We start from the raw sequence: 474 nt of genomic DNA on the forward strand, positions 1-474 counted from the left end.
CAAAACAATCTGCCAATATTGTTCTAAAAAAGCGACAATGGTTTTGAGAACACAGGATGGAAAACCTACTTATGAAGGAGAACAAATCCAAATTGGTGGCAATGAAACCTACATCCCAGTTTGCCGCAAACATTATTTTTCACCAGAAATTAATGATTTACCCTAATTTTTGAAAACGAAATGAGAAGCGGCTGTAAACTGAGTATCTGTATAGAACTGAATTTGCCTATGACTCTGTGCCAATTTTCATGACTTATATACTACGGCAAAGGAACTGAATTCGGGCTACGAACTGTGCCTGTTTCATGACCTACATATTACAGAAAGGAAATGAACACGCCCTACAAGCTGTGTCAAAAAGATAATTTCTCCAAGTGTTTGTAACACTTGGTCAAAATTCCTATTTTGACTGTGCTTGCTTAACGGGCTTTGTATCTTAATTTTATGAACATCTACGATCAATTACAGGCGGTG

Annotated in this window: 1 pseudogene; it reads left to right on the forward strand. The window is 37.1% G+C overall.

Annotated elements, in window-relative coordinates:
• Positions 1 to 166: pseudogene (locus C1E99_RS09990) on the forward strand (thymidine kinase); the annotation flags it as partial.
• Positions 167 to 474 lie beyond the last annotated feature (308 nt).

This window comes from Streptococcus suis, assembly GCF_002964045.1.
GTDB lineage: Bacteria > Bacillota > Bacilli > Lactobacillales > Streptococcaceae > Streptococcus > Streptococcus suis_U.